The 19,133-nt window shown below is 69.8% G+C and carries 22 protein-coding genes and 2 pseudogenes; 15 read left to right on the top strand and 9 right to left on the bottom strand.

From position 1 onward, the window contains the following. From J0695_RS43660 to yhfZ, 8 genes and pseudogenes are all read right to left on the bottom strand, one after another. A pseudogene (locus tag J0695_RS43660) lies at nucleotides 1-463 on the bottom strand (hypothetical protein); the annotation flags it as partial. Between the two features lie 22 nt (nucleotides 464-485). After that, a complete protein-coding gene (locus J0695_RS04120; RefSeq protein WP_206960261.1) occupies nucleotides 486-1,649 on the bottom strand; it encodes an alanine racemase in 1,164 nt (387 codons plus the stop codon). A gap of 2 nt (nucleotides 1,650-1,651) precedes the next feature. Then, nucleotides 1,652-2,755, bottom strand: coding sequence for an aminotransferase class V-fold PLP-dependent enzyme (locus tag J0695_RS04115; RefSeq protein ID WP_206960260.1), 1,104 nt, complete (start codon nucleotides 2,753-2,755; stop codon nucleotides 1,652-1,654). Nucleotide 2,756: 1 nt separating this feature from the next. Then, nucleotides 2,757-3,698 (bottom strand): phosphotriesterase family protein, encoded by a 942-nt coding sequence (locus tag J0695_RS04110; protein WP_206960259.1) that lies wholly within the window; start codon nucleotides 3,696-3,698, stop codon nucleotides 2,757-2,759. A gap of 33 nt (nucleotides 3,699-3,731) precedes the next feature. Next, a complete protein-coding gene (locus J0695_RS04105; protein ID WP_206960257.1) occupies nucleotides 3,732-5,063 on the bottom strand; it encodes a YhfT family protein in 1,332 nt (443 codons plus the stop codon). Nucleotides 5,064-5,120: 57 nt separating this feature from the next. Then, the gene (locus tag J0695_RS04100; RefSeq protein WP_206960255.1) at nucleotides 5,121-5,477 is read right to left on the bottom strand and encodes a DUF2620 domain-containing protein; all 357 of its coding nucleotides are present in this window, start codon (nucleotides 5,475-5,477) and stop codon (nucleotides 5,121-5,123) included. A 35-nt stretch (nucleotides 5,478-5,512) separates the two neighbouring features. After that, nucleotides 5,513-5,896: a transcriptional antiterminator gene (locus J0695_RS04095; RefSeq protein WP_206960253.1), complete on the bottom strand. Its 384-nt coding sequence runs from the start codon at nucleotides 5,894-5,896 to the stop codon at nucleotides 5,513-5,515. 72 nt (nucleotides 5,897-5,968) lie between these two features. Beyond that, entirely contained in the window at nucleotides 5,969-6,907 is a 939-nt protein-coding gene (gene yhfZ, locus J0695_RS04090) for a GntR family transcriptional regulator YhfZ (RefSeq protein WP_206960252.1), read from the bottom strand. Between the two features lie 106 nt (nucleotides 6,908-7,013). Here yhfZ and ftsH point away from each other — a divergent pair, with 106 nt between their 5' ends. Next, nucleotides 7,014-8,942, top strand: a complete 1,929-nt coding sequence (gene ftsH / locus J0695_RS04085) for an ATP-dependent zinc metalloprotease FtsH (RefSeq protein ID WP_372445698.1) — start codon at nucleotides 7,014-7,016, stop codon at nucleotides 8,940-8,942. 30 nt (nucleotides 8,943-8,972) lie between these two features. Here the strand turns inward: ftsH and J0695_RS04080 are convergent, their stop codons facing one another. Next, nucleotides 8,973-9,746 carry a methyltransferase domain-containing protein gene (locus tag J0695_RS04080; protein WP_206960248.1) on the bottom strand — a complete coding sequence of 258 codons (774 nt, stop codon included), beginning with the start codon at nucleotides 9,744-9,746 and terminating at the stop codon, nucleotides 8,973-8,975. 476 nt (nucleotides 9,747-10,222) lie between these two features. On the opposite strand from J0695_RS04080, the gene J0695_RS04075 reads away from it, so the two are divergent. The 14 genes and pseudogenes from J0695_RS04075 to J0695_RS04010 form a co-directional block, all read left to right on the top strand. Beyond that, entirely contained in the window at nucleotides 10,223-10,816 is a 594-nt protein-coding gene (locus tag J0695_RS04075) for a hypothetical protein (RefSeq protein ID WP_206960245.1), read from the top strand. A gap of 154 nt (nucleotides 10,817-10,970) precedes the next feature. Further along, on the top strand, nucleotides 10,971-11,414 hold the full coding sequence (rpsP, locus tag J0695_RS04070) for a 30S ribosomal protein S16 (RefSeq protein WP_206960244.1): 444 nt from the start codon (nucleotides 10,971-10,973) through the stop codon (nucleotides 11,412-11,414). A 2-nt stretch (nucleotides 11,415-11,416) separates the two neighbouring features. After that, complete coding sequence (locus J0695_RS04065; protein ID WP_206960242.1) at nucleotides 11,417-11,656, top strand: RNA-binding protein; 240 nt, start codon at nucleotides 11,417-11,419, stop codon at nucleotides 11,654-11,656. A gap of 97 nt (nucleotides 11,657-11,753) precedes the next feature. Next, on the top strand, nucleotides 11,754-12,299 hold the full coding sequence (rimM, locus tag J0695_RS04060) for a ribosome maturation factor RimM (protein ID WP_206960240.1): 546 nt from the start codon (nucleotides 11,754-11,756) through the stop codon (nucleotides 12,297-12,299). Next, a complete protein-coding gene (gene trmD / locus J0695_RS04055; RefSeq protein ID WP_206960238.1) occupies nucleotides 12,299-13,120 on the top strand; it encodes a tRNA (guanosine(37)-N1)-methyltransferase TrmD in 822 nt (273 codons plus the stop codon). Before rimM ends, trmD begins: the two co-directional genes overlap by 1 nt. Before the next feature lie 130 nt (nucleotides 13,121-13,250). Then, on the top strand, nucleotides 13,251-13,601 hold the full coding sequence (rplS, locus tag J0695_RS04050) for a 50S ribosomal protein L19 (protein ID WP_206960236.1): 351 nt from the start codon (nucleotides 13,251-13,253) through the stop codon (nucleotides 13,599-13,601). Between the two features lie 32 nt (nucleotides 13,602-13,633). Next, nucleotides 13,634-14,368: a signal peptidase I gene (lepB, locus tag J0695_RS04045; protein ID WP_206960235.1), complete on the top strand. Its 735-nt coding sequence runs from the start codon at nucleotides 13,634-13,636 to the stop codon at nucleotides 14,366-14,368. Further along, complete coding sequence (gene lepB, locus J0695_RS04040) at nucleotides 14,361-15,431, top strand: signal peptidase I (RefSeq protein WP_206960233.1); 1,071 nt, start codon at nucleotides 14,361-14,363, stop codon at nucleotides 15,429-15,431. The genes lepB (J0695_RS04045) and lepB (J0695_RS04040) overlap by 8 nt, the downstream gene beginning before the upstream one ends. Nucleotides 15,432-15,459: 28 nt before the next feature. Then, entirely contained in the window at nucleotides 15,460-16,275 is an 816-nt protein-coding gene (gene lepB / locus J0695_RS04035; RefSeq protein ID WP_372445699.1) for a signal peptidase I, read from the top strand. A gap of 55 nt (nucleotides 16,276-16,330) precedes the next feature. Further along, nucleotides 16,331-17,077, top strand: coding sequence for a signal peptidase I (gene lepB / locus J0695_RS04030; protein ID WP_206960232.1), 747 nt, complete (start codon nucleotides 16,331-16,333; stop codon nucleotides 17,075-17,077). Continuing rightward, on the top strand, nucleotides 17,067-17,555 hold the full coding sequence (locus J0695_RS04025; protein ID WP_206960230.1) for an NUDIX hydrolase: 489 nt from the start codon (nucleotides 17,067-17,069) through the stop codon (nucleotides 17,553-17,555). Before lepB (J0695_RS04030) ends, J0695_RS04025 begins: the two co-directional genes overlap by 11 nt. A 55-nt stretch (nucleotides 17,556-17,610) precedes the next feature. Beyond that, nucleotides 17,611-17,919, top strand: coding sequence for a DUF2469 domain-containing protein (locus J0695_RS04020; RefSeq protein ID WP_005311352.1), 309 nt, complete (start codon nucleotides 17,611-17,613; stop codon nucleotides 17,917-17,919). A 121-nt stretch (nucleotides 17,920-18,040) separates the two neighbouring features. After that, entirely contained in the window at nucleotides 18,041-18,400 is a 360-nt protein-coding gene (locus tag J0695_RS04015; protein WP_206960229.1) for a YraN family protein, read from the top strand. Nucleotide 18,401: 1 nt separating this feature from the next. Next, nucleotides 18,402-19,133 (top strand): annotated as a pseudogene (locus J0695_RS04010) (magnesium chelatase domain-containing protein); the annotation flags it as partial.

The following is a 19,133-nucleotide window of genomic DNA, read 5'->3' as shown; positions in this document are numbered from 1 at the left end:
CCACTGCCGCGAGGCGCTCGGCCGGCCCTTGCGGCTGCCCGCTCTCGGCGCGCTCGGCCTCGGCCTGGTCCACCCGCACCCCGACCTGGCCCGCCGCACCCGCCTCCCGGTCGCGGTCGGGCGGGCCGCCCTCGGCTATCCGGGCGCGGACACCTTCGCGGGCCACCAGACGATGATGGGCGCGGACTTCAGCAAGGTGACGGTGGCCAGGCTCGGCGAACACCTCGACGAGGTGACGGCCGCCCTCGAAGCGGCGGGCCACCAGGTCGGGGTGCGGGTGGACCAGGCCGAGGCCGAGCGCGCCGAGAGCGGGCAGCCGCAAGGGCCGGCCGAGCGCCTCGCGGCAGTGGTCGAGTACATGGCCGCAGGTGTCGGCGGTGAGGTCGCCGGGGCGCAGGGCGCCCGCGTCGGGCATGGCGCCCACGCCGAATCCGTCGATGACGACGATGACGGTCTTGCTCATGGGGTGACGGCCTTTCAGGGGTTCAGCAGGCGCGGCCTAGTGAGTCGTAGAGCCCGGCCAGGCGCGGTGCGCCCGTCGAGAGCCCGGCCACCACGGCGACCTTGCTGCGGGTCACGAAGATCTGCGTACGGAAGGCGAGGACCGCGGTGTCCCCTGCCTGTACGTCCGCGCCGGGACCCGGTGCGTCCAGGAGCCGGTAGTAGTCGATGTTCTCGGCGGGCGCGTCCTGCACGGGCAGCCGGAGTCCGGTGCGCGGGAGGAGCGCGTCCTTGATGCCTGCCCGGGCGTAGAAGCCGCCGCCGTAGATCGCGGGACGGCCGTCGGCGAGGGTGTGGGCGACCTCGCTGACGTACACATAGGCGGGTTTCTCCGGCTGGTGCGGGTCGCGGGCGTGCAGCGGAGTGGTGCCGGTGAGGGAGTGGCCGGGCTCGCCGTGGGTGGCGCCGAGTTCGGCGAGCAGGGGGAGTGTGGCCATGGAGGTGGCGCTGGGGGCGCTCAGCTTGAGACCGGTGTGGCCGCGTGCGGCCAGCAACTCCCGTGCGGCGACGGCGAGGCCGAAGTTCGCGGTGGCACGCGGCTCTCCGCTCACCGGATCGCAGAGTACGCAGGGGAAGGCGGTCACACCCGCGATCCGTACCCCGGGAAACTGCTCCACCTCGGCGGCGAACGCCTCCAGCGCGGACAGCGGAACCCCGCCCTCCTGCCCCGGATAGATCTGTCCCGGTGCGCCTTCGAGCCGGATCAGCACGTCCTGTACGACACCGAGCCCGCGCGCCGCGTCCGAGACCGCCCGCGCGTTGGCCAGGTCGAAGACGGTCACGGTCTCCGGCCGCCAGGCCAGCATCGCGGGCAGCTCGCGGTGCGGGATCTGCACCAGGTGCCCGAGGTTCCCGGCCTGTGCGCCCGACGCGTGCAGGATGTGCGCCTCGGGCGGGTCGATGGCCGCGTACTTCGGGATGTGCCGGGCGACGGCCTCTATCAGCGCGGGGTTGCGGCCGAACTGCTTGGCCACGAACCAGAGTGTGATGCCCAGGCGTTCGGCCTCGGCGGCCAGCAGCGCGGCGTTCGCCTCGACGGCGTCGAGGTCCATCACATAGGTGTCGGGCGGGATCTCGCCGGAGCGGTGCAGTGCGACGGCCGCATCGACGAGCGCGGGATTGCGGGTGAGGACGGTGTTGAGGAACACGGTCAGCCCTTCAGGTCGTGCAGCGAGCGGCGGAGGATCTCGATGACGAGATCGGCTCCGGCCCGCATGGGGTTGATCCGTACGGTCCAGTCGGCGAGTTCGGGGGCGTCGTCGAGTGCGGAGCTGGACATCCGGTAGAAGAGCGGGGCGATCTCGTAGCGCGAGTTGGAGCCCACGGGGTAGGGGGCCGCGCCGTGCCGGGCCGCAGCCGTGGGCAGTTCGCGGGCGACGGGCCGGTCCAGGCGTACGAGAAGACAGCGGTCCTGGGCGTTGGCGATCCGGACCTCGGCGACGCCGGGCACCTCACCGGCCGTCAGCCGCTCGGCGACTTCCGCGCCGACCTGGGACTGGATCGACCACATCACCGGGACGTGGGTGAGGGCGCGGAGTGCGTCGAGTGCCTGGTGGCCCTGGACCTGGCCGCCGCCCGAGTAGTTGTCGGCCCGTACGTGCTCGACGAGGTCGCGGGAGCCGACGACCACGCCGACGCCCTCGGGGCCGTGCAGCTTGAAGAGGGAGAAGCAGGAGGCGTCGGCCCCGAGTTCCGCGCCGGACGCGGGGACCCGCATGACGGCGTAGTTGTCGTCGACGATCGTGCGGACCCCGGCGGTCCGGCAGGCGGCGATGACGTCACCCGGGTCGTAGGAGTCGGCGAGGCGCTGGCGGGTGTGCTGGACGTATGCCCAGCGGAACCGGCCCGAGCCCAGGGCCTCCTGGAGCGCGGCCTGGTCGTTGAAGTCCACCTCGGTGCAGTCCACGCCCAGGCCGCGCAGGGTGACTGCGGTCGTGCGGTAGACGGGCGCCCGGTGGATCAGCAGCGGGTCGCCGGGGCCGACGGCGGCGCTCAGCGCGGCACGGATCGCTCCGGTGCCCGCGCCCTGGACGAGCGCGGCGTCCTCGGCGCCGAAGTAGTGCGCGAGGACGGCCTCGACGCGTGCGGTCGTACGGGGGCGGCCGAGCCCGGGGACGACGCCGGCGTCCGCTTCGAAGAGCTGGGTGCCCTCGAAGTGGGCGGCGGTGGACTCGAGCAGCCGGAACTGGTTGCGGACCGCGTCGTCGAACGGGACCGTCGCCAAGGGGTATGTCCGCGGAAGGCGTGGGGTCATCTCAGATCTCCTCGACGTCGGCGCCGGTGAGGAAGCGCAGGGTGTTGCGGCGGGTCATCAGGTCGATCAGGTCCTCGTCCACGCCCGCCGCGTGGAGCCGGGGGAGGAAGGAGCGGAAGAGGTGTCCGTATCCCTGTCCGCCCTGCGACTCCAGATAGCCGTGGCGTGAGATGTCGCAGCTGAGCAGGGCGCGGTCGGCGTGGCCCGCCTCGATCAGGGCGAGGAGGAGGCGCAGCCGGGTCTCGTCGCTCTGGTAGCTCACCTTGCCGACGGTGTCGAAGGCGACGTACGCGCCGCTCGCGGCGAGTTCGCGGTGGACGGCCGGGTCGTCGAGCAGGTCCTGGTGGCCGATGGAGATCCGGTGCGGGGCCAGGCCCGCGCCGGTGAGCAGCTCCAGTTGGGCGCGGCCGCCGTGTCCGAGCTGGGCGTGGGTGGCGACGGAGAGGCCGGTGGCGAGGGCGGCGTGCGCCGCGGCGAGCAGGGAGCGGGTCTCAGGTGCGCTGGGCGTGTCGCCGTGGCTGCCGACTTCGCCGATGACGCCGGGCCGGATTCCGGTGGTGCCGATGCCGTCGCGGATCTCGGCGGTCAGGGTCGCGGTGAGTTCCTCGACGCCCGCGCCGCCGATCTCGGCGGGGTGGAACGGCTCGTAGTACCAGCCGGTGGCCGCGATGACCGCGACCCCCGACTCCTGGGCGATACGGGCGAGCGCGAGCGGGTCGCGGCCCATGCCCCGGCAGGTCAGTTCGACGACCAGGGAGAGGCCGAACTCCTCGCGCAGGGCGGTCAGCTCGGCGGTGACGGCGGCGCCGTGCAGGGCCGGGTCGAGGACGGCGGCGCCGTCGCCGGTGCGGTCGAGGTCGAGTACCAGGTGCTCGTGGGCGAGGGCGGGTCCGCGTACCGCGTTGTGGGGGAGGGGGCCGGTGACGGTGTGCAGGTCGTTCATGGTGGGGGTGCCTTCCTGGCGTACGTGACCTTGCTAGCCCTTGATCGGGGTGAACAGGTCCAGCCAGTACAGGAGGTTGAGGACGATGCCGCCGACGATGACCGCTGCGGGCGCGGCGGCCATCCGTACGACCGGCCGTCCCATGGCGTCGTTCAGCAGGTAGAGCCCGCCGACGATCAGGATGCCGAGCCCGCCGCCCATGGCGTTGGCCGCCATCAGCGAACCGAAGAGGATCGCGAGCTGCAGGGTGTCGCCGATGGCGCTGCGCAGATGCTCGGAGGAGTCGCGGACGGTGGGCAGCTTGCCGAGGACCTTGCCGATGGAGGAGAGCGCGAGGATTTCCGCGGCGAAGACGAGGGCGCCCACGATCGCGGCGACGAACGGGTTCGGCATCAGATAGCCGATGGGGTAGACGAGCGTGAAGCCGGCGATGCCGTACGCACCGGAGGCGAGCGCCGTCGTCGCGATCAGCGGGATGAATCCGAAGACCCGGTAGAAGTCGACCTGGGCGGCCTCGGCGTACTGGCCCTTGGCGATCAGGAAGCTGGTCGCCTCGCCGCCGCCGAATATGTGCATCTGGGCCAGCACGCAGACGCCCGCGCCGAGCACCATGAACAGCGGCAGATAGCGGCGCAGCCGGGCCGCGCTGGAGCTGAAGAGGGAGGCCATCGGATCGTCGTCGAGGACGATCTCGGTGATGCCCTCGGCCCGGTCGGCCTTGCGCTGCCTGAGGTCCTTCGCGATGGCGAGGCCGATGAGCATCAGCACACCGACGGCCATGGCGAGCGCACCGGCGAACATGTTCGGCCAGAGCTTCATGGTCGCGACGACGAGCGCCAGTTCGAGGGCCCCGGAGATCCCGCCCCACATCCGCCCGAACTGCTTGGTGATGGCGAGCACCGGGAAGAGCGCGAAGAGGAAGAGGATGGGCGTCGACATCTGCTGCATCGCGGTGAGGAAGTCGACGGGCAGGTCGTGTGCCACGTTGTTGGCGCCGTTCAGCCCGAAGACGATGACCGCGCCCCAGGCCCCGCCGAGGATCGGCGCGAGCCACCTCTTGGGCGCGAGGATGCCCAGGATGTCGGTGGGCAGGAAGACCAGCCATGGGTTGAGAACCCCGGTGGAGAGCGCCATCGGCGCACCGAGCCCGAAGATGAACCCCGCGGAGAGCCCGAAGGAGACCGCGGTGGTGGCGCTCCGGGTCGACCGGCCCTGGATGAAGTCCAGCATGAAGGGGCGTACGCCGTCGTTGAAGACGGCCAGGGCCATGTGCGAGATGTAGGCCGTGAGCGCGCACAGGGCGATCACGGTCAGTTGCTGCACCAGTGTGAAGTCGAGGCTGGTGCCGGCGGCGATGGTGGTCACGGGGTCACTCCTTTGTGCCCAGGGTGTTTCTGGTCTTTCTGGTGCTTCCGGCCCCGGTCAGGCGTGCGCGGCGATGGCGCGGGCCATGAGCGGGGCGATGACGTCGATCTGGTCCATGGAGAAGCCGAAGACCTTCTTGCCCGCGGCGAGCAGGGCGGCGACCTCGTCCTCGGTGGGTACCGAACGGCCGAAGGTGTGGCAGGCGGGGCTTCCCATGAGGGCGACGAGTACGCCGAGGGAGGCTCCGGCGCCGGTGTGGCAGGTGCCGAGGAAGTAGTCGGCCTGGCCGGCGCGCAGCTTCATCGCGGCGTCCATGTCGCTGGAGACGACGATCTGCACGCCGTCGATGGCGAGCTTCTTGATCGTGTCGGCGACCTCGACCTTGCCGACGCCGCCGGTGAGGATCTTCGTCATGGCTGGTCCCTCTTTCTTTCGTGTCCTTGTGCTGGTCAGGCGGGGGAGGCGGGGGAGACCTGCGCGAGCACGGCGAGGTGCATGCCCAGGAAGTTGATCTCGGAGTCGGGCAGTGGGGCGCCGAGCTCGCGCAGGGCCCGTACGGAGACGGCCCGGGCGCGCTCCACGGCGTCGGGGTGTCCCGCGAGCTCGGCCGCGACCTGCTCGTCGGTGAGGAACTGTTCGATCGACTCACCGTCGAGGAGCCGGGTGAGCGCCATCAGCAGATGGCTGGTGAGCATCCCGGCGGTCTCCTCGGTGACGGTGCGGCCTTCGGAGGCCAGGGCCTCCAGCTCGCCCGCCACGAAGTCGGCGACCTCGGGACGTACCTGGCCGCTCTCGCGGAAGAGCCGGATCCGCTGGGCGAGCTGGGCTTCCATGGCCGACGTCCTTTCGTTCTGGTGCGACTAGTGCGGTTGCTACTAGTACGGACACTTCTAGTGCGACCGTTTCTAGTACGAGGGGATGCGCTCGCCGCGCAGCACTTCGTTCTGGAGGGTGGTGATGACGGAGAGGTCCAGGGATTCGCGTACGGCGGCGAGTGCCTTGGTCCCCTCGGCCCGGCCGATGATCGCCGCGCTGGAGTTGCGCAGCGCCAGATCGCGGGTGACCTCGTCGCCCAGGGGCAGGACGTCGACTTCGTCGCCGAGCACGCCCCTGGCCTCGTCGAGGTTCCAGACGGTGGCGTCGGCCTGGTCGCGCCGGAAGAGGTCGCGCAGTTGCATGTACGACGCCTCGACCCACACCACGTCGTCACGCCCGGCGAAGGTGCGTTCGGCCAGCATCGACTGGTCGGCGGACGCGTGGTCGACGACGACCCGCAGGCCGGGCGTCTCCAGCGGGATACCGCGGCGCATCAGCAGCCCGTGCGCGCCGACGTAGGTGGCGGGGCCGAGCTCGGCGACCAGTTCGACCGGGTGCTGCTCGATCATGAGGTCGGCGGCGAGGCGGGAGAGGACGACCAGGTCGACCTTGCCCTCCATGAGCGCCGCGGTACGGGCGCCGGCGCCACGCATGAACGTGATGGCGAAGGGGGCCCCGGCCTCCTCGAAGGCGGCGCGCAGCCCGGTGGCCAGCCCTTCGTAGCGGTGGGAGTACGGCAGCGGCATCGCGGCCAGCAGGGTGCCGAGGCCGGAGAGGCGCCAGAGCACGGCGCGGTCGGAGCGGACGAGGAAGGTGCCGAGGTGGCCGCGAGCCGTGGTCCCGATCGCCCCGGCCTCTTCCAGGAGCTGGAGCGCGGCCTGGACCGTGCCATTGCCGACGTGCAGTTCCTCGGCGAAGTCGCGGACGCGCGGGAGACGGGTGTCCGTGGCGTGATTGAGCAGCAGGACGGCGAGCTGCCGGGCAGCCAGGCCGTTGCGCGTCAGGAAGCGCTCATCGAAACCGTTCACAGAGAAGACAGTAACCAGGATTCTGGATACTGACAAGAACCTGATCAACTCATCCTTGTATGAGCTATTTCATGCCGGTATGACGGTTCTCCAGTACGGTCGCGACGTGAGCACCCCCACCCCCGTACCGCCGCGAGACAGTCCGGACCAGCCCTGGCGATCGGAGGGCGCGCCGCCGCCCCCGCCGCCGAAGAAGAAGATGCCCGGAGGGTGGGGCGGGCTGATCCTCACGGCGCTCGTCGTCTATCTGATCGCCAACCTCGTGCTGTCGTTCTTCGACTCCGGCAACGAGCCCACGGTCTCGTACACGGAGTTCAACAAGCAGGTCCAGGCGAACAACGTCGAGAAGATCTACGCCAAGGGCGATGCGATCCAGGGGCAGCTCAAGAAAGAGGCCGCCAACCCCGACGGCGGCGACAAATACACCAAATTCACCACCCAGCGGCCTTCCTTCGCCGACGACAACCTCTGGGAGGCTCTGGCCAAGGACGGCGCCACGGTCACCGCCGAGCCCGTGGTCCAGCAGCGCAGCTTCCTCTCCAATCTGCTGATCTCGCTCGCGCCGATGCTGCTCCTCGTCGTGCTGTGGATCTTCATCGCCAAGCGGATGGGTGCGGCGATGGGCGGCGGCATGGGCGGCCTCGGCCGCAAGGCGCCGCCCAAACCCGTCGAGCTGGAGTCGGGCAAGCGGACCACCTTCGAGGACGTTGCCGGGATCGACGAGGTGGAGGGCGAGCTCTCGGAGGTCGTCGACTTCCTCAAGAACCCGCAGGACTACCGGGAGATGGGCGCCAGAATGCCGGGCGGAGTTCTCCTCACGGGCCCTCCCGGCACCGGCAAGACCCTGCTGGCGCGGGCCGTCGCGGGCGAGGCGGACGTACCGTTCTTCTCCGCATCGGCCTCGGAGTTCATCGAGATGATCGTCGGCGTGGGCGCCTCACGGGTACGGGAGCTCTTCGCGGAGGCGCGCAAGGTGGCCCCCGCGATCATCTTCATCGACGAGATCGACACCATCGGGCGGACGCGCGGCGGTGGCGCAGGCATGGGCGGCCACGACGAGCGTGAGCAGACCCTGAACCAGATCCTCACCGAGATGGACGGCTTCTCCGGTTCGGAGGGCGTGGTCGTCATCGCGGCCACCAACCGCGCCGACGTCCTCGACTCCGCCCTGACCAGGCCGGGCCGCTTCGACCGGGTCGTCCAGGTCAGCCCGCCGGACCGCGGGGGCCGAGAGGCGATCCTGAAGATCCACACCCGGGGGATCCCGCTCGCCGAAGGCGTGGACCTGGCCCAGATCGCCCGTACGACACCGGGAATGACCGGCGCGGAGCTGGCCAACCTGGCCAATGAGGCGGCCCTGCTTGCCGTGAAGCGCAAGCAGAAGACCGTGGGTCAGCCGGAGCTCTCCGACGCACTGGAGAAGGTCCAGCTCGGCGCGGAGCGGCCGCTGGTGATGCCGGAGGAGGAGCGCAGGCGCACCGCGTACCACGAGAGCGGGCACGCTCTGCTCGGCATGCTCCACCCGGGCGCCGACCCGGTCCGCAAGATCACCATCGTGCCGCGCGGCCGGGCGCTGGGCGTCACGCTCTCCACCCCGGACTCCGACAAGTACGCGTACACCGAGGAGTACCTGCGCGCCCGGATCATCGGCGCGCTGGGCGGGATGGCGGCCGAGCAGGAGGTCTTCGACGTCATCACCACGGGCGCCGAGAACGACCTGGAGCAGGTCACCAATCTGGCCCGCGGCATGGTCGGCCGCTGGGGCATGAGCGAGAAGGTCGGCCGGCTCACCGCCATCCCCAGCGACATCCAGGGCGCCTACGGCCTCTCGGCCGCCCCGGCGACGCTCGACGCGGTGGACTCGGAGATGCGGCGCATCGTCGACGGCTGCTACGAGGAAGCGAAGCGGCTGCTGCGCGAGCACCGGGGCCAGCTGGACGCGCTGGCCGCGGCGCTCCTGGAGAACGAGACGCTGGAGGAGGCCGAGGCGTATCGCGCCGCCGGCATCACCAGGATGACGAAGGCCGACACCTAGGACCGGCTCCGGTCCCCGCCCCCAGGGCTCCTAGGGGATGCGCGCGATCACGTACCGGAAGACGTTCGGCATCCAGACCGTGCCGTCCCTGCGCAGATGCGGATGGAGCGCCTCCGTGAGCTCCTTCTCCACCTGCGACGGGTCCGTCGCCCGGGTCGCCGCGTCGAAGAGCCCGGTCGAGAGCAGTCCCCGTACCGCACTCTCGGTGTTCGCGTACCCGAAGGGGCAGGCCACCCGGCCCGATCCGTCGGGCCGCAGCCCGGCTCCCGCCACGACCTCCTCCAGGTCGTCCCGCAGCGGCCGTCGCACCGCGTCCGCCAGCCGCGCGGCCACCCGCAGCGCCGCCGAGGTCGCGCACCGCTCCGGCGGGCCCCAGCCCGTCAGGACCACCGCGCTGCCCCGCTCGGACTGGCCGAGCGCCTCCTTGAGCGCGGGCAGGAGGTCCTCCGCGTCGCCCGCCGCACAGCCGATCGGTTCGAAGGCCGTGATCAGGTTGTACGGGGTGGACGCCGTGGCGTTCGACGGCCGGCCGTCCACCGGGAGCAGCCGCTCCCGCGCCAGCGCGATGCGCTCGGCGCGGCGGTCCACGCCCGTGACGGACGCACCCCGCGAAGCGGCGATGAGCAGGGCGAGTCCCGAACCGCAGCCGAGGCCGAGCAGCCGTGTGGCGGGGCCCACCTCCAGCCGCTCGTACACCGCTTCGTAGAGCGGTACCAGCATCCGTTCCTGTATCTCGGCCCAGTCGCGGGCGCGCGCGCCCGCCGCTGGGGAGACGGCGTGGTGCCGGACGAGCGTAGGTGTCATCGAAAGCGCCCCAATCCGCCGAGAGGTCGGCTGTGCCCTGGTTGATTGCCCCCCGTACATGCGTGCGCGCACTCTCCCCGTATGGCCAGACAACTCCGCATCCGTGCCCGCGTCCAGAGGGCGAAGGGCAATGCTTGTGTGCGCCCCGTATGCCCCCGCCCGGCCGGGGCGGTGCGGGAGGCGGGCGGCTGTCCGGGTACGGTCGCCGTCGTGGTGTCCGCGCACGGGACGCACCATTACGGCCGGAACTTCCCTTGCGTCCCAGCCGGTGCCCCAGGACACGGCGCTCGTAGGGCGTCTACGCGCCGGGGCGTACGCGCCCCTACGCACCACCTTGGTACGAGCTGTGAGGCTTCTCCGCAGATCAGCGCACCCGCCCTCGTCAGGACGCATCAATGGCAACTGACGGGTACGTGCAAATTATTTGGGATGCCCCGGAATAGGAACACAGGGGCACTCCGGCTCGTTGTCACGACGTGAGCACGACACCACCTGTCCTCGCCGCAGAGCTGGCGCAGGCGTGGGCCGACATTCAGCGGTACCACTCCGAGCTGCCAGATCTAGCCGCGCCCGAGTCCCTGATCGGAGAGTCTTCGTCCGCCTGCGGCGCGGAGCTCTCCTTCGAGCGACTGCTCCATGAGGCAGTCCACGGCATCGCCGCCGCCCGAGGTGTCCGCGACACCTCCCGCGCCGGCCGGTACCACAACCGACGATTCCTGGCGATTGCCGAGGAAATGGGCCTCGACCATCCCGAGGAGCCGCATGCCAGCAGCGGCTTCTCCCTGGTCGCGCTCAATCCCGAGGCGAAGCGTCGTTATCGGCCAACCATCGAGCGGCTTCAGCGCGCGCTGAAGGCGCACACCGTCGCGACGGCTGCCGACACCAAGCGCTCTTTCCGTGGACCTGCCGCCCGGCACGGTTCTTCAGGCGGAGGTGTGCGGGTGAAGGCGGTATGCGACTGCGGCCGCAATGTGCGGGTCGTTCCGTCCGTACTGGCGCAGGCGCCGATCGTCTGCGGCGGATGCGGCAAACCTTTCCGCATCCCGGAAGTAGTCGCCGCGGCAAGCTGAGCCGGAGCGGTGTGGCACAATGGACAGCTGTACTCGACAGCCGTGCAGGACCCTCTCGCCTCCGGCTGACGCGTCCATCGGGCACCCGAGTACCGCAACCCCACGTGGCATCTCGTTGTGCCCAACCACGTCAAGACCAGGAGACACCACTCCAGTGGCAGTCAAGATCAAGCTGAAGCGTCTGGGCAAGATCCGTTCGCCTCACTACCGCATCGTCGTCGCCGACTCCCGTACCCGCCGTGACGGCAGGGCCATCGAGGAGATCGGTCTGTACCACCCGGTGCAGAACCCCTCGCGCATCGAGGTCAACTCGGAGCGCGCGCAGTACTGGCTCTCCGTCGGCGCACAGCCGACCGAGCCGGTCATGGCGATCCTGAAGCTCACCGGTGACTGGCAGGCGCACAAGGGCCTCCCGGCCCCCGCGCCGCTGCTCGTCGCCGCGCCGAAGGAGAACAAGCGTGCCGCGTTCGAGGCGTTCGCCGCCTCGATCGAGGAGGGCGAGCCGAAGGGTGAGGCCATCACCCCGAAGGCAAAGAAGGCTGACAAGAAGGCGGACGAGGCCCCGGCCGAGTCCACCTCTGAGTCGACCGAGGCCTGATCATGCTCGAGGAGGCTCTCGAGCACCTCGTGAAGGGCATCGTCGACAATCCCGATGACGTAGAGGTCGCCTCGCGCACCCTGCGTCGCGGAAAGGTGCTCGAGGTTCGGGTTCACCCCGACGACCTCGGTAAGGTGATCGGCCGCAACGGCCGCACCGCACGCGCTCTGCGTACCGTCGTGGGCGCCATCGGCGGCCGCGGCATCCGCGTCGACCTAGTCGACGTGGATCAGGTCCGCTGAGACAGGGTTTGTTGACAACGTGTTGAACACCGGCTCGGGCCGGGGAGGGCTCCAGTAGCCGTCCCCGGCCCGTAGTCGTGAGACAGGAGCAATCACAGTGCAGCTGGTAGTCGCGCGGATCGGCCGTGCCCACGGCATCAAGGGCGAGGTCACCGTAGAGGTACGTACGGACGAGCCCGAGCTGCGGCTCGGACCCGGCGCCGTGCTCGCCACCGACCCCGCCTCCACGGGGCCGCTGACCATCGCGACCGGCCGGGTGCACAGCGGCAAGCTGCTGCTGCGCTTCGAGGGCTGCCTGGACCGCACGGCCGCCGAGGCCCTGCGCAACACCCTGCTCATCGCGGACGTCGACCCGGAGGATCTGCCCGAGGAGTCCGACGAGTACTACGACCACCAGCTGATGGACCTCGACGTGGTCCTGGCCGACGGCACCGAGATCGGGCGGATCACCGAGATCAGCCACCTCGCCTCGCAGGACCTGTTCATCGTGGAGCGCCCCGACGGCACCGAGCTGATGATCCCCTTCGTGGAGCAGATCGTCACCGAGATCGATCTGGAGGAGCAGCGGGCCGTCATCAACCCGCCGCCCGGTCTGATCGACGACAGCCAGGCCGAGGTGGCGTCGGAGAGGGACGACGCCTGATGCGTCTCGACGTCGTCACGATCTTCCCCGAGTACCTCGAACCGCTGAACGTCTCGCTGGTCGGCAAGGCGCGGGCCCGCGGCCAGCTCGACGTACAGGTGCACGACCTGCGGGAGTGGACGTACGACCGGCACAACACGGTCGACGACACCCCCTACGGCGGCGGCCCCGGCATGGTCATGAAGACCGACCCCTGGGGTGCCTGCCTGGACGACGCCCTCGCGGACGGCTATGAGGCGGGCGCCCACGGCCCCGTCCTGGTCGTCCCCACGCCCAGCGGCCGCCCCTTCACCCAGGAGCTCGCCGTGGAGCTCTCGGAGCGCCCCTGGCTGGTCTTCGCGCCCGCACGGTACGAGGGCATCGACCGCCGGGTCATCGACGAGTACGCGACCCGGATGCCGGTGTACGAGGTCTCCATCGGGGACTACGTCCTGGCCGGCGGCGAGGCTGCCGTACTGGTGATCACCGAGGCCGTCGCACGGCTGCTGCCCGGTGTCCTCGGCAACGCCGAATCGCACCGCGACGACTCCTTCGCCCCCGGCGCGATGGCCGACCTCCTGGAGGGCCCGGTCTTCACCAAGCCCCCCGAGTGGCGCGGACGGGGCATCCCCGACGTACTGCTCAGCGGTCACCACGGCAAGATCGCGCGCTGGCGGCGGGACGAGGCATTCCGCCGTACGACGCTCAACAGGCCGGATCTGATTGAGCGTTGCGACCCCGCGTCCTTCGACAAGAAGGACCGCGAGATGCTCTCCGTGCTGGGCTGGAAGCCGGGTCCTGACGGCCGATTTGGGCGTAACCCCGAGGCCGTGGAAGAATAGGCCGCTGCTGTACGTCCAGTCGGCGCCCCTGCCACAGGGGGACAGACGCAGGCCCGACGCGAACAGCTCCCGAAATCCTCTCGATGATCCCGTTGATGACCTGTGGCATCGGCGAAGAAAGCAGATAATCATGACCAGCCTGCTCGATGGCGTCAACGCCACTTCCCTGCGCAGCGACCTCCCCGCGTTCCGCCCGGGTGACACGGTCAACGTTCACGTCCGCGTGATCGAGGGCAACCGCTCGCGTATCCAGCAGTTCAAGGGCGTAGTCGTCCGTCGCCAGGGTGCCGGCGTCAGCGAGTCCTTCACGGTTCGCAAGGTCTCCTTCTCCGTCGGCGTCGAGCGCACCTTCCCGGTGCACAGCCCGATCTTCGAGAAGATCGAGATCGTCACCCGTGGTGACGTACGCCGCGCGAAGCTGTACTACCTCCGTGAGCTGCGCGGCAAGGCCGCGAAGATCAAGGAGAAGCGCGACCGCTAGTCCACAGCGCGGCCGGATAAGCTCTGGCCGCGATGGACACGCAAGCACTGCACACGGAGCGCGACCGCTCTTCCGTACCGGACACCGGTGCGGGGGAGAGGTCGCGTTTCGTGCGTAAGGGGTGGCTGCTGGTCGTCGCGGGCGTGGTCGTCCTGCTGCTGTTCAGTACGTATGTGATGCAGCCCTTCCTGATCCCCAGCGGCTCCATGGAGCCCACGCTCAGGATCGGGGACCGGGTGCTCGTCAATAAGCTGGCGTACCGTTTCGGCGATGCACCGCTCCGCGGGGACGTCGTCGTCTTCGACGGCACGGGATCCTTCGTGAGCGAGAAGCCGGCGGGGAACCCGGTGACCGGTGTGCTGCACGGTGCGGCCGCGGCGCTCGGGCTGGCCGAGCCCTCCGAGACCGACTACGTCAAGCGTGTGGTGGGACTGGGCGGCGACCATGTGGTCTGCTGCGACAAGCGGGGACGGATCGAAGTGAACGGGAAGCCGGTGGACGAGACCTATCTGTACCCGGGCGACGCCCCTTCGTCGGTCGCATTCGACATCGCGGTGCCCGCCGGGACCCTGTGGGTCATGGGCGACCACCGCGCCAAGTCGAGCGACTCCCGCGACCACCTCGGCGAGCCGGGCGGCGGCATGGTGCCGGTCGGCCGGGTGATCGGGCGGGCGCAGTGGATCGGCTGGCCGCTGGGGCGCTGGAGCTCCGTCGGGCGTACGGGCGTGTTCACCGGCATACCGGACGCGGGCGGCTCCCGTGGGTAACCGGGGGCGGGGACGCGGCGGCCCGGTGGCCCAGGATCCGCTGCCGACAGGGTCGCGGTCCGTGGAGACGGAGCCCGTGGTCCAGTCGCGGTCGCTGCCGACGCGCGCCGAGCGGCGCAGGCTCGCGCGCAAGGTGAAGCGGCGGCGGCGCAGGTCGACGGTGAAGGAGATACCGCTCCTGATAACCGTGGCGCTGCTGATCGCGCTCGTACTGAAGACCTTCCTCGTGCAGGCCTTCGTCATCCCCTCGGGTTCGATGGAACAGACGATCCGCATCGGCGACCGGGTGCTGGTCGACAAATTGACTCCCTGGTTCGGCTCGAAGCCGGCCCGCGGCGACGTGGTGGTCTTCAAGGACCCCGGCCACTGGCTGCAGCAGGAGACGCAGAGCACCACCGAGGACTCCCCGGTGGTGGTCAAGCAGATCAAGGAGTCGCTGACCTTCATCGGGCTGCTGCCGTCCAACGACGAGCAGGATCTGATCAAGCGCGTCATCGCGGTCGGCGGGGACACCGTCAAGTGCTGCGACAAGAACGGCCAGGTCACCGTCAACGGCAAGCCGCTCAGCGAGCCGTACCTTTTCCCCGGAAATCCGCCCTCACAACTCAAATTCGAGGTAAAGGTCCCGGCCGGACGGATCTTCGTGATGGGCGACCACCGGTCGAATTCGGCTGATTCGCGCTTCCATCTGACCGAGGCGTTCCACGGCACGGTCTCGGAGGACGACGTTGTGGGACGGGCCGTTGTCATCGCCTGGCCCTTCGGACACTGGCGAAAACTGGAGGAACCGGCCACCTTCGCATCGGTGCCGGATGCGGCGGGCGTGTCGACTGCGGCACCGGTCGCGTCGAATAGTGTGTCTTCTCAGGATCCGGATCCGAACGGACCGATCCGACTCCCGACTCCTGCGGAACTCCCGCTCGTTATGGGAGTGGTGGGCCTGCGCCGGCTATGGGGCAGGCGGTCGCACGGAGTGAGGAGTAGGTGTGGGGGACTTGGCGGTCGGCGCACGATCCGGACACGATGGGCCGGAGGACCGGCCCGGTACGGCCGGCGACGCTGAGGTCGTGGACTCCGAAGCGGACTCCGAGGTGGGCTCCGAAGCGGTGGACGGGGACGAGGCGGAAGCCGACGAGCCGGCACCGAAGAAGCAGCGCTCCTTCTGGAAGGAGCTGCCGCTGCTCATCGGTATCGCGCTGGTTCTCGCGCTGCTGATCAAGACCTTCCTGGTGCAGGCCTTCTCGATCCCCTCCGACTCCATGCAGGACACTCTGCAGCGCGGTGACCGGGTGCTGGTCGACAAACTGACGCCGTGGTTCGGTTCGGAGCCCTCGCGCGGCGAGGTCGTGGTCTTCCATGACCCGGGCGGCTGGCTGGACGGCGAGCCGACGGTGACTCCGAACGTGGTGCAGAAGTTCCTCAGCCTGGTCGGCCTGATGCCGTCCGCCGAGGAGAAGGACCTGATCAAGCGTGTCATCGCGGTCGGCGGTGACACCGTGTCGTGCAAGAAGGGCGGCCCGGTCGTCGTCAACGGCAAGGCGCTTGAGGAGAAGTCGTACATCTACCCCGGTGACACCCCCTGCGACGACGAGCCGTTCGGGCCGATCCATGTGCCCAAGGGCAGCATCTGGGTCATGGGCGACCACCGCCAGAACTCGCTCGACTCCCGCTACCACCAGGAGCTGAAGGGTGGTGGCACGGTCGAGAACAAGTTCGTCGTCGGCCGCGCCTTCACGGTCGCCTGGCCGATCAACCACTGGGACTGGCTCTCCGTCCCCTCCACCTTCGACCAGTCGGGCATCAACGCGGCGGCGGCCGTGGGTCCCGGGGCGCTGGGGCTCGCCGGTGCGCTGCCCATCGTGCTCCGCCGCAGGCGGAGGCTGACCAGCGGGCCTACCGCCGGGTAGGGCCGGGTAGGGTGCCGTCCCAGGTTGTCGATCTCCGATGTGCGGGAGCGCTGGGATGAGCGGATCAGTCGGATCCATAGATACGGGTACGAGCGGCGGCCGCGGCCGCCTCGGCAGTGTGCTGTCGGGGCTGGCCGTGGCCGTCGGCTGTGTGCTGTTCCTCGGGGGGTTCGCCTGGGGTGCGGTGCAGTACAAGCCGTACACCGTGCCGACCGACTCGATGACCCCGACCATCAAGGCGGGCGAGCGGGTACTGGCGCAGCGCATCGACGGCGGTGAGGTGCACCGCGGTGACGTGGTCGTCTTCAAGGACGCGATGTGGGGCGATTCGCCCATGGTCAAGCGAGTGATCGGGATCGGCGGCGACAAGGTCGCCTGCTGCGATGCGCAGGGGCGGCTGACCGTCAATGGCACGCCTGTTGAGGAACCGTATCTGCGGGACGCGAAGCGTGCCTCGCCGGTCAATTTCACCTCCACGGTGCCCCAGGGGCAGCTCTTCCTCCTCGGCGACGAGCGCACCAACTCCATGGACTCCCGGGTCCACCTGACCGATGCCGACCACGGTGCCGTGCCGCGCACCGCGGTGAGCGCGCGGGTGGACGCGATCGCCTGGCCGCTGGGCGGAATGCTGGAGCGGCCCGACGGTTTCTCCTCCCTGTCGGGCGGGATCTCGCAGCCGGGACCGCTGGGGCTGGTGGTGTGGGCCCTGGTGGCCGGTGTGGTGCTGATCGTCGGCGGATCGCTGTACGGACCTCTCGCCCGGCTCTTCGGGCGCAGGAAGGCGGTCTCCCGTGCCGGATGAGCTGCGGAGGGTGGCGCGGGTCGTGCTGCTCGATCCGGAGGACCGGATCCTGCTGATGCACGGGTACGAACCGGACGACCCGACGCGCACCTGGTGGTTCACGCCGGGCGGCGGGGTCGAGGGCGCGGAGACGCGGGAAGAGGCCGCGGTGCGCGAGCTGAAGGAGGAGACCGGCATTACGGAGGTCGAGGTCGGCCCCGTGCTCTGGACGCGGATCTGCTCGTTCCCCTTCGACGGGCGCCGCTGGGACCAGGACGAATCGTATTTCCTGGTGCGTACCACACAGACCGAGACCGTGATGGACGGCCTGACGGAGCTGGAGCGGCGCAGTGTCGAGGGGTTGAGGTGGTGGACCTCCGCCGAACTGTCCGCGACGCGTGAGACGGTGTATCCGACCAGGCTCGCCGGGCTGCTGAAGACGCTGCTCGACGAGGGTCCTCCGGCGGCGCCGGTGGTTCTGGCCCCGGAAATCGTCTAGGGGCGCAGGTGACCGGCGCACAATAGGGGGACGCACGGCTGAAGGGGAACATGCCATGAGCGCCGAGGACCTCGAGAAGTACGAGACCGAGATGGAGCTGAAGCTCTACCGGGAGTACAGGGATGTCGTCGGCCTGTTCAAGTACGTGATCGAGACAGAGCGGCGTTTCTACCTCACCAACGACTACGAGATGCAGGTGCACTCGGTCCAGGGTGAGGTCTTTTTCGAAGTCTCGATGGCGGATGCCTGGGTCTGGGACATGTACAGGCCGGCCAGGTTCGTCAAGCAGGTGAGAGTGCTCACCTTCAAGGACGTGAACATCGAGGAGCTCAACAAGAGCGATCTCGAACTTCCGGGCAGCTGAACCGGATGACGGTAGGACCGGGTGACCGGGTGACCGGGTTGTCCACAACCGGCGAGTAATCCACCAAGATCCACTCGCCGGGCGCTTCTGGCCCAGAGTCGGTGCCGGAGGTGGTGCCGATATGAACGCACGGGGGGCACTCGGGCGGTACGGCGAAGAGCTGGCGGTACGGACGCTGGCCGGGGCCGGGATGACCGTCGTCGAGCGGAACTGGCGATGCAGGGCCGGGGAGATCGACATCGTCGCCGAGGACGGCGACGCACTGGTCGTCTGCGAGGTCAAGACCCGCAGAGAGGGATCCTTCGAACATCCCATGGCCGGTGTCACCCCGGTCAAGGCGGACCGCCTGAGGCGCCTGGCCGAGCACTGGGTCTCGGCCCACGGCGGACCGCCGCCCGGCGGCGTGCGCATCGACCTCGTCGGGGTACTGCTGCCGCGGCGCGGGGCACCCGTGGTCGAGCATGCCCGGGGGGTGGCCTGAGATGGGCTTCGCGCGTGCGTGCTCGGTGGCGCTGATGGGCGTCGAGGGTGTGGTGGTCGAGGTCCAGGCCGACCTGGAACCGGGGATCGCGGCATTCGCGCTGGTGGGCCTGCCGGACAAGAGCCTGGTGGAGAGCCGGGACCGGGTCAGGGCTGCCGTGGTCAACTCCGGGGCGGAATGGCCACAGAAGAAGCTCACGGTGGGATTGAGCCCGGCGTCCGTGCCGAAAGGCGGTAGCGGCTTCGACTTGGCCGTGGCCTGCGCGGTCCTGGGCGCGGCCGAAAGGATCGACCCCAAGGAGATCGCCGACCTGGTCCTGATCGGCGAACTGGGCCTGGACGGCAGGGTCCGCCCGGTCCGCGGCATCCTGCCGGCCGTACTGGCGGCGGCCGAGGCGGGCTACCACCAGGTGGTGGTCCCCGAACAGACCGCAGGCGAGGCCGCGCTGGTGCCGGGCGTATCGGTCCTCGGCGTACGGAGCCTGCGCCAGCTCATCGCCGTACTGACGGGCGAACCGGTCCCGGAGGAGGAACCAACGGAACCGGGCCGCCCGGACGCGGGGCTGGCCGTGCGGGACTGGGCGCGAGCATCGAGGGGCATGTCCCGGACCTGGCCGACGTCGCGGGGCAGCAGACGGCGAGGACCGCCCTGGCGGTCGCGGCGGCAGGAGGACACCATCTGCTGCTGCACGGGCCGCCAGGAGCCGGCAAGACGATGCTCGCGGAGCGGATTC

The sequence above is a fragment of the Streptomyces beijiangensis genome, from assembly GCF_017315755.1.
GTDB classification, from domain to species: Bacteria; Actinomycetota; Actinomycetes; order Streptomycetales; family Streptomycetaceae; genus Streptomyces; species Streptomyces beijiangensis.
The sequence above is the reverse complement of the archived record's forward strand: the minus strand, read 5'-3'. Positions and strand labels throughout refer to the sequence as shown.

Bases quoted from the DNA above. Each gene is read 5' to 3' on its own strand.
- J0695_RS04110 (WP_206960259.1), bottom strand. From the start codon at position 3,698: ATGAACGACCTGCACACCGTCACCGGCCCCCTCCCCCACAACGCGGTA.
- J0695_RS04020 (WP_005311352.1), top strand. From the start codon at position 17,611: ATGAGCGCCGAGGACCTCGAGAAGTACGAGACCGAGATGGAGCTGAAG.
- J0695_RS04100 (WP_206960255.1), bottom strand. From the start codon at position 5,477: ATGACGAAGATCCTCACCGGCGGCGTCGGCAAGGTCGAGGTCGCCGAC.
- J0695_RS04015 (WP_206960229.1), top strand. From the start codon at position 18,041: ATGAACGCACGGGGGGCACTCGGGCGGTACGGCGAAGAGCTGGCGGTA.
- J0695_RS04095 (WP_206960253.1), bottom strand. From the start codon at position 5,896: ATGGAAGCCCAGCTCGCCCAGCGGATCCGGCTCTTCCGCGAGAGCGGC.
- rplS (WP_206960236.1), top strand. From the start codon at position 13,251: ATGACCAGCCTGCTCGATGGCGTCAACGCCACTTCCCTGCGCAGCGAC.
- lepB (WP_206960235.1), top strand. From the start codon at position 13,634: ATGGACACGCAAGCACTGCACACGGAGCGCGACCGCTCTTCCGTACCG.
- J0695_RS04115 (WP_206960260.1), bottom strand. From the start codon at position 2,755: ATGACCCCACGCCTTCCGCGGACATACCCCTTGGCGACGGTCCCGTTC.
- J0695_RS04065 (WP_206960242.1), top strand. From the start codon at position 11,417: ATGCTCGAGGAGGCTCTCGAGCACCTCGTGAAGGGCATCGTCGACAAT.
- J0695_RS04080 (WP_206960248.1), bottom strand. From the start codon at position 9,746: ATGACACCTACGCTCGTCCGGCACCACGCCGTCTCCCCAGCGGCGGGC.
- trmD (WP_206960238.1), top strand. From the start codon at position 12,299: ATGCGTCTCGACGTCGTCACGATCTTCCCCGAGTACCTCGAACCGCTG.
- lepB (WP_206960232.1), top strand. From the start codon at position 16,331: ATGAGCGGATCAGTCGGATCCATAGATACGGGTACGAGCGGCGGCCGC.